This window comes from Vibrio sp. CAU 1672 (assembly GCF_029223195.1).
Lineage (GTDB): Bacteria > Pseudomonadota > Gammaproteobacteria > Enterobacterales > Vibrionaceae > Vibrio.
This window is the reverse complement of the sequence record NZ_JARHUF010000009.1, coordinates 168,944-176,947: the sequence shown is the minus strand read 5'-3', so window position 1 is coordinate 176,947 and position 8,004 is coordinate 168,944. Positions and strand designations below refer to the sequence as shown.

Below are 8,004 nucleotides of genomic sequence, written 5' to 3'. Positions count from 1 at the left end.
GACGTTGTTTAGGGCTTGTCTTAAGAACATAAAAAAATCCGAGTGCACTGAATACACTCGGATTTTGACATCCTCAGAGGATCGTTCAACCGATCATTTTTGGCTTAACTGATCGGCATTACGCCGGCTGGCGAGCTTTTTAATGATAAGCTTGACCCGCTTACATCGTGTAAGTGTATGGTGCCTGAATACCCAATGGGATACCCAGTGCCCAGTAGGCCAGCAGGAATAGTGACCAGCCAATCAGCATGGCAATCGAGAATGGCATCATCAGAGACGCCAGGGTACCGATACCTGTTGACTTCACGTAACGTTGGCAGTAAACCACTACTAGCGGGAAGAACACCATCAATGGAGATATGATATTTGAAACCGAGTCACCCACACGGTACGCGGCTTGTGATAACTCCGGAGAGATACCGACCGCCATCAGCATAGGTACCAGGATAGGACCAATCAGAGCCCACTTTGCCGATGCAGAACCAATTAGCAAGTTGACAGAAGCCGTTAGCAAGATCATACCAACGATCGTTGCTTCACCAGGTAAGTTCATGGCTTTTAAGCCTTCTGCGCCGTATAGCGCCAGCATAGTACCAATGTTTGACTGGGCAAAGGCAGACAGGAACTGGGCACAGAAGAAAGACATTACGATATAGGCACCCATAGTAGACATCGTATCCGCCATTGCTTTGATAATGTCGTTACTGGTCTTAAACGTGCCAGAAACTTTACCGTAAACGTAGCCCGGAATGATAAACAAAATAAAGATCAACGGAACGATAGACTTCATAATCGGCGCAGAGAATGCCGTGATCTCACCTTCAGGAGAACGCAGTGCCGAGTTCTCCGGCATCAGCGCAGCAACCAGGAGGGCAATACCCGCCATCATTGCCCAACCTGCGTAACGGAACGCTTTTGATTCCAGTTCGGTAAATGATCCCAGATCCGGTGCTTTTTCTGCGTCATCATCAATTGGCGTATTGGCAAGGCGTGGCTCGATAATTTTTTCCGTTACATACCAGCCAATAGCTACAATAAGTACTGACGACAAACCAGTGAAGAAAATGTTTGCCAGCGGGTTCACCACATACTCAGGATCTAGAACCTGTGCTGCAGTTTGAGTGAAACCAGCCAACAGCGGATCAATGCCCGATGGAATAAAGTTGGCAGAAAAACCACCCGATACACCAGCAAACGCTGCTGCAATACCTGCCAGAGGATGGCGGCCCGCTGCGTGGAAAATGATACCACCTAGCGGGATCACCAGTACGTAACCTGCATCCGCAGCTGTGTGCGATACAATCGCGACAAGAATCAGCATTGGAGTAAGAAGTTTTGCTGGCGTGAAGTTCAGCATCTTCTTCAGACCGGTGGTAATAAAGCCAGAAGAGTCCGCAACACCGACACCCAGCATCGCAACCAGGACAATACCTAGCGGTGCAAAACCCGTGAAGGTAGTTACCATGTTAGCCAGGAAGTTTGCTAATGCTTCACCGGTCAGAAGGTTGTTGATTGCTAGAGCTTCGCCGTTTCGCGGGTTGATAAGGTCGAAAGATACATTCGACAAAAGAGCGGATGCGGCCCAGGTAATGATAAGAGCCCAAAAAAACAAAATCGCAGGATCGGGGATTTTATTCCCTGCGCGTTCGATAAAGTTCAGGAAGCGATCCATGCCACTCGGCTTCGGTGACGGTGCTTTATTAATTGCTTGGTTACTCATGGTAACTCCATAATGAATGATGTTGGTTTCATGGCCTTATTGAATAGTTATAGCGGCCCGTTCTCAACCGAACATTCTATAAAATAGCCGCCTGCAAAGCACAAGATTCTGGCCATTTTTCCATATTTGGAGACATATATTGCAAAAAAAGCAAATCAATTAAACATAATAAAAACAGCAACCACCCAAAGCACTTAACAGCTCAGAAACCTTCCTGCAACCCAGTTAAATTCCCATAAAAACAGGTAATTAGTAAGCATTATACTGTTCACGCAATCAATACAATTGACCCGTTAGTCAAATTCACTGTATCGCGCAATCATTGTTTTCAGTTGCACCGATTGTACTTGCCCACTTCTGTCGTCCCAGCTTGCCTCAATGACAATAGTCTTCACGCTGCCTGACACTGTGCTGCTGGGTACTTCCCAACTCAGGGTGTAGCCAGCACTTACGGACATTCCCGGTATAATATCGGTAGCAAAATCTGCTACCGGAAGCGTCGACAACGCCGCAGACGCCCCTCGGGTTCGAAACCATTCCAACTTACTTTCAGCTAAGTTGAGCGCATCAACACTACGCTTAGCGTAATCGGCTTGCTGCTCAGCATAGGTTTGCAGCTTGATCAATCCCATCGCTCCTACCCCTATCAGCACAAACGAGATCAGCACCTCAATTAAACTGAACCCGGTTTGTCTACGCATCCATTTGGGCTTATTTCGCATACCAGCTTCCTTGTTTCCATCGCGGAACGACATTCGCATTCCTGGAGTTATCGATAATCGCCTTGCTATAGCGGAAATCTAAAGAGTCAAAAAACAGCGCTGCCTGCCCTTCCATATCAAAATACTGACCACCACTCACGGTAAAGGAGCCATGCTGGTAATATGCGGCGATGGTTCGGTATGACTCCTCAAACACACTTGGCACATGATTCACATAACCATCCGCTACCAGTCCACTCCAATCACTCAATGTTGGCGTGTAATCATAATTAAAATGAAAAATAACCCCGCGGAAATTATCCGTTGTGGCACCGGAAGACGGCGGCCCCATCACGGAAAACAGCCCGTCATGGACCATCACCGTTACCCCATTGGTATTCTGGGTCGCCGCGACCAAGTCGTTATACTCCGCACTCGAGATCTCACAACTTCCCTCGACCCAAAGATGATGGTTACCGCTGTTAATCTGGTTGGTCAGCTTAGTGCCGCAATCAGGCAGCACGTGGGCAGTACCTGCGGCCGACAAAACCCGAAAGGTCCCGTTATCGCGGACCTTGTTGTGCTCTTCCGCTTTGACACCGAAAAAGGATTCAAATGGCTTGACCGTTTCATCGTGAACGAAGTCTTTTCCTGCCCCGGTACCTCCGACGGATGAGGAGAGATGATCATTCCCAGCGACATTGGCACAATCCTGACTGGCCGGGTTAGAAAAGTCCGGATACGGTGACTCACCGTGAATCACCCCTTTGTTATCGACCACTGCTGAATAAAAACGGTTTTTGTAGCGGAGCGCCACACATTCCCAGCCATCGGCACCAAGCTCTCCGGGATCCGGGGTTGAGAACGTCGCACTGGAATGAAAATACACATCAGCGCTAGACTGCATTGCCCCAAAGCCCAGATTGCCGCCCACCAGTATTTCTTTACGTAGCAATGCGCCCTCAACCGCTGAACTGACCTGATAACCATTGGCTGTGGCGGTAAACTCTGGAATCGTACCAAAGCCAGAGCCACAATCGGTAACCGTCACCGGTACGCTGTTCAATGCTTTATACTGCGCCCAGCCACACTCTATTGCGCCCTCCGCCAGCCAGTGTTGCTGACGGCTCTTGACTTCATTTTGCGCCCTTTTTATCTGGAAAAACACACCTCGGTAAGCCCCCAGTACAACCACCAGCGTTACCATCAGCAACACACCCGTCACAAGTAATGTAGCGATACCAGACTCTCTATATTTCATTGCCAGTTCCTGTGTTTTATCTTTATCGCCACGGTCTTATTCACACTCGGGTTTGCCGTAAGCTGTCCAGTCATGCGAACTGTGGTAAAAGCACTGCTGACGCTCTCTCCAGCAACGGCATAGGTCTCGGAAGCAAAGTCCGTGACATTAATTTGCAAAGGATCAAAGACCGAAAAGCAGACACCTTTGTATCCAGACTGCGCGGCAGATAAGAAAGTCATTGGTGAAGGTTGTGATTTCTCGCAAATCTTAACCACACCCACGCCAGAAGAGAGCGGCTCATAGAGATACGCCGTACTTCTTAATGCATCACTGCCAGATGAAGCCACCCGGTAAACGTAGCCAATCATGTTTGGAGAAGTGTCAGAATGAATCGTCGCACTGGCCCCCGACAAAACTAAGGAGCCAGCATTGAGGCCGTCATACCCGGCTCGCTGTGCATCTTCTTTAATTTGCTGCAGGGTGCTGTTCATGTTCTGCAAAAGTAACAATTCCTGACCTCTTTGGTTTGCAGCTCGTACAGAGGAAAGGAATAGTGATCCGATCAACCCAATCGCGATCAGCGCCAACATCGAGGCCACCATAAACTCGATCAACGAACTGCCTTGTTGATTATGAACACGCGGGGTAACCATACCGGGCTCCTCTCTGACCACAAACAATGATTCGGCTCGCGCCAAAGGAAGCTTTGAGCTTTAACACTGACGCACTGTTAGCTACAGGATGAAACGTGACAGAGCCACTCTTGATTTTGCCGCGAACACCATCAAATTTGATCTGGTTTGAGGAAAAACCAGCAACGGAGAAAGAGATATTTGAGTACGGATTCCCAGAGAAAACCATCAGTGTATTCCCTGTACCAGGAGTAGCCGCATCGGTCAAAACCACTTTCCAGTTTCCGGTAGTGTCAGGCTCTGCCGACATTTCAATATGTGCCCATAAATCCTGGTTGCGAAATACCGCTTCAGCCTTAGCCTGATACAAATAAGCCTGCAGAGAATCTGCCAGCCGTTCCATCTTCATTCGCTCCGCCAGACTCGAAAAGCTCGGAGCTGCAAAAACTAACAGGCAGACCATCACCGCCAACGTTATCAACAGCTCCAGTAAAGTAAAGCCGCGAGGTGTTTCCCAATTTCCCATGCAAACCACAGTGCGTACGTTATTCATCCTTGCCTTGATGCTAACACCTACAAACAATAGACAGGACTTGTATAAGGAACTCCTCGTGATGATTCGAACTTCTGGCTGTAAACACTACAAAAAGCATGTAAATGGGATGACACTGATCGAATTAGCCATCGTCGTGGCGATCATCTCTATCTTGGCGACAGTGGCTTACCCTTCCTACCTTAACCATGCTTTGAAATCCCATCGAATGGTTGCACTTGGTGATCTGTCACGACTCCAATTGGCACTGGAGTCCTCTTACGACGGAGGGTACAACTGGAATCAGCTTATCTCTGCCGGACAATGTTTAGTGTGTGATTCGGATCCTGACCGGTATGCCTTCAGTATCATCAGTGCAGCCTCGCCGGTTTATACCATTAAAGCGACAGCCCTTTCACAACAAGGCCAAAATCAAGACACCTGCTTTAGTGGTGGCAATGTAACGGAAATCACGCTGACCTCATCGAATATCGCCTTACCTGAAGCATGCTGGAAGTAAGCCAGGCCTGTTCAAGCCGGCTTTTCATTCAGACGCTGATAAACCCGTGAACGTGAGCGTACTACGCCAGACGATATGCCAAGCCCTTTGCAGTGCGCGCGAGCCTGACTCCCCCGCTCGACAACATCGTAGCCTTTACACGCCTACCATGCTCTATACAAGGTTAATCGCAGATGATGCTGATTGCGGTCGGAGAGGGAGCCCCCGGCTATAGGAAGTGAGATTGTCTGCTTTTGTTACGGAAAGCCCCCCCAGTACAACCTCAGCCACCCCTTCATTCACGACTTAAAAAAAGACAAAAACCACACATCAAATTGCGCATGAATGAACTATACACTCCGATTTTGACACGAAAATGGGCAACATTTAACCGAGATTGCGAACTCAATCACAACAGAACGGCAGATTTAATTTTATCCGATTAATTAACGACTTCTTCTCCTGTGAGCCAGATCGACAAAGCAGCCAGAACCCATCAGAAGCTTAGAAAATATAACCTTTAAAGTAAGTAACCACTAACACACGACCATCATGACAAGTTTGGCTGCGACGCATATCAATGTTTATTTTTCACACAAACCGGCTTTAAACAGGCAAAAAATGACGTTTATGACGGAGTTAATGGCCGTTTTTACGTTTTTGACGGGAATCGAGTTTGAATTTTTACTCGAGAAGGTGTTTTCTTACCCCTGCCTAAGGCCTACAGGCCACTCTTAGACTTCAGATGAAACTGCAGAGGTAGGTCTTGGCGAGTGTTTATCAATTGATGACATTCAATTCCATAAGTGAAATGAAAGCAAATAGTAAGGAACAGCTATGCTTGCCAATATTAAAAAAACAGCACTAGCAACAGCAATTATTGCAACCGCTACAACGGGTTTTGCCTCAGTAGCCACTGCAGCAGAACGCAGTGAACTGACCATCCACCCTAAAGAGTTTACAACCTTCGTTCGTAACTTTAACCCATTCCTGGGTGCGACGAACCTACACACCACCACAGACTTTATCTACGAACCTCTTGTGATCTTCAACGAGATGCACGGCAATACACCAGTATTCCGTCTCGCTGAAAACTTTAAGATGTCTGACGACCTGATGAGCGTCACCTTCGATATTCGCAAAGGCGTAAAATGGTCTGACGGCAAAGCATTCTCCGCCGATGACGTGGTTTACTCTTTCAACTTGGTTAAAGAAAAGCCAGAGCTAGACCAATCAGGTATCAACTCGTGGATTACCGGTGTTGAAAAAGTCAACAATTACAAAGTTAAGTTCCGATTGGCTGAAGCGAACTCAAACGTGCCTTACGAAATTGCCAAAGTACCAGTTGTACCTAAGCACGTATGGAGCAAAGTGAAAGATCCAGCCACCTTCACTAATGAAAACCCGGTAGGTTCTGGTCCTTTTACCGAAATCGACACCTTTACTCCACAACTTTACATCCAGTGTCAAAACCCGAACTACTGGGATGCAGCTAACCTGGATGTTGATTGCTTACGTGTACCTCAAATCGCGAACAACGACCAGTTCCTGGGTAAAGTGGTTAACGGTGAAATGGACTGGACATCGTCATTCATTCCTGACATCGATCGTACTTATGCTGCGGCCAGCCCGAAACACCACTACTGGTACCCGCCATCAGGCACCCAGGCGTTCGTAGTCAACTTCAAGAACCCGGATCCGGCCAAGAAAGAAGCCCTGACTAACGTCGACTTCCGCCGTGCCTTCTCTATGGCCCTTGATCGTCAAACTATCATTGATATCGCGTTCTATGGCGGCGGTACAGTGAACGATTTCGCATCAGGCCTGGGCTACGCATTTGAAGCGTGGTCAGATGAAGCAACGCACAACAAGTACAAAGGCTACAACACGTACAACGTTGAAGGTGCGAAGAAGCTGCTAGCTAAAGCGGGCTTTAAAGATGTCAACAAAGACGGCTTTGTTGATACGCCTTCAGGTAAGTCTTTCGAGCTTCTCATCCAATCACCGAACGGCTGGACTGACTTCAACAACACCGTTCAGTTAGCTGTTGAACAGTTGGCTGAAGTTGGCATCAAAGCACGTGCTCGTACACCAGACTTCTCGGTATACAACCAAGCGATGCTGGAAGGTACTTACGATGTGGCGTACACCAACTACTTCCACGGCGCGGATCCACACTTGTACTGGGACAGCGCTTACAACTCGAAGCTTCAGTCGGGTGATGGTATGCCTCGTTTCGCAATGCACTTCTACAAGAATGCAAAACTGGACAACTTGCTGAACAGCTTCTACAAAACAGCTGACAAGCAAGAGCAGCTAGAAATCGCTCACGGCATTCAGAAGATCATCGCCCAAGACCAGGTAACCATCCCTGTGATGTCTGGTGCGTATATGTACCAATACAATACTACTCGCTTCACAGGTTGGTGGAACGAAGAAAATCCAAAAGGCCGTCCAAACATTTGGGCTGGTATCCCAGAGCGTCTACTGCATGTACTGGACCTAAAACCAGTTAAATAAGTCGCCGTTCTATCCTCGCGGCACACACTCGGTGTGCCGCTAATAAAAAATCCCCTCTCACGAAACCGTTATATGGCGCTCGTCGTCAGGGGATTTTTCGCTCTAAATTTCGCTAGGGGCGACCTGAAACCAGAAACAGGGAAAAAATCTGGGTGAG

At 48.0% G+C, this 8,004-nt stretch carries 7 protein-coding genes; 2 read left to right on the top strand and 5 right to left on the bottom strand.

Annotated features, from left to right (window positions below; all coding sequences use genetic code 11):
• Positions 1-160 precede the first annotated feature (160 nt).
• The 5 genes from P2G85_RS11070 to P2G85_RS11050 all read right to left on the bottom strand — a co-directional run bounded on the left by P2G85_RS11070 (position 161) and on the right by P2G85_RS11050 (position 4,822).
• Positions 161-1,720, bottom strand: a complete 1,560-nt coding sequence (locus tag P2G85_RS11070; RefSeq protein WP_275864141.1) for an AbgT family transporter — start codon at positions 1,718-1,720, stop codon at positions 161-163.
• Between the two features lie 293 nt (positions 1,721-2,013).
• On the bottom strand, positions 2,014-2,442 hold the full coding sequence (locus P2G85_RS11065) for a prepilin-type N-terminal cleavage/methylation domain-containing protein (protein WP_275864140.1): 429 nt from the start codon (positions 2,440-2,442) through the stop codon (positions 2,014-2,016).
• The gene (locus P2G85_RS11060) at positions 2,432-3,682 is read right to left on the bottom strand and encodes a hypothetical protein (RefSeq protein ID WP_275864139.1); all 1,251 of its coding nucleotides are present in this window, start codon (positions 3,680-3,682) and stop codon (positions 2,432-2,434) included. The genes P2G85_RS11065 and P2G85_RS11060 overlap by 11 nt, the downstream gene beginning before the upstream one ends.
• Entirely contained in the window at positions 3,679-4,317 is a 639-nt protein-coding gene (locus P2G85_RS11055; protein WP_275864138.1) for a pilus assembly protein PilW, read from the bottom strand. The genes P2G85_RS11060 and P2G85_RS11055 overlap by 4 nt, the downstream gene beginning before the upstream one ends.
• Complete coding sequence (locus tag P2G85_RS11050; RefSeq protein WP_275864137.1) at positions 4,295-4,822, bottom strand: GspH/FimT family pseudopilin; 528 nt, start codon at positions 4,820-4,822, stop codon at positions 4,295-4,297. The genes P2G85_RS11055 and P2G85_RS11050 overlap by 23 nt, the downstream gene beginning before the upstream one ends.
• Before the next feature lie 88 nt (positions 4,823-4,910).
• Here P2G85_RS11050 and P2G85_RS11045 point away from each other — a divergent pair, with 88 nt between their 5' ends.
• The gene (locus P2G85_RS11045) at positions 4,911-5,348 is read left to right on the top strand and encodes a type IV pilin protein (protein ID WP_275864143.1); all 438 of its coding nucleotides are present in this window, start codon (positions 4,911-4,913) and stop codon (positions 5,346-5,348) included.
• Between the two features lie 816 nt (positions 5,349-6,164).
• Entirely contained in the window at positions 6,165-7,847 is a 1,683-nt protein-coding gene (locus P2G85_RS11040; protein WP_275864136.1) for an ABC transporter substrate-binding protein, read from the top strand.
• Positions 7,848-8,004: the final 157 nt, after the last annotated feature.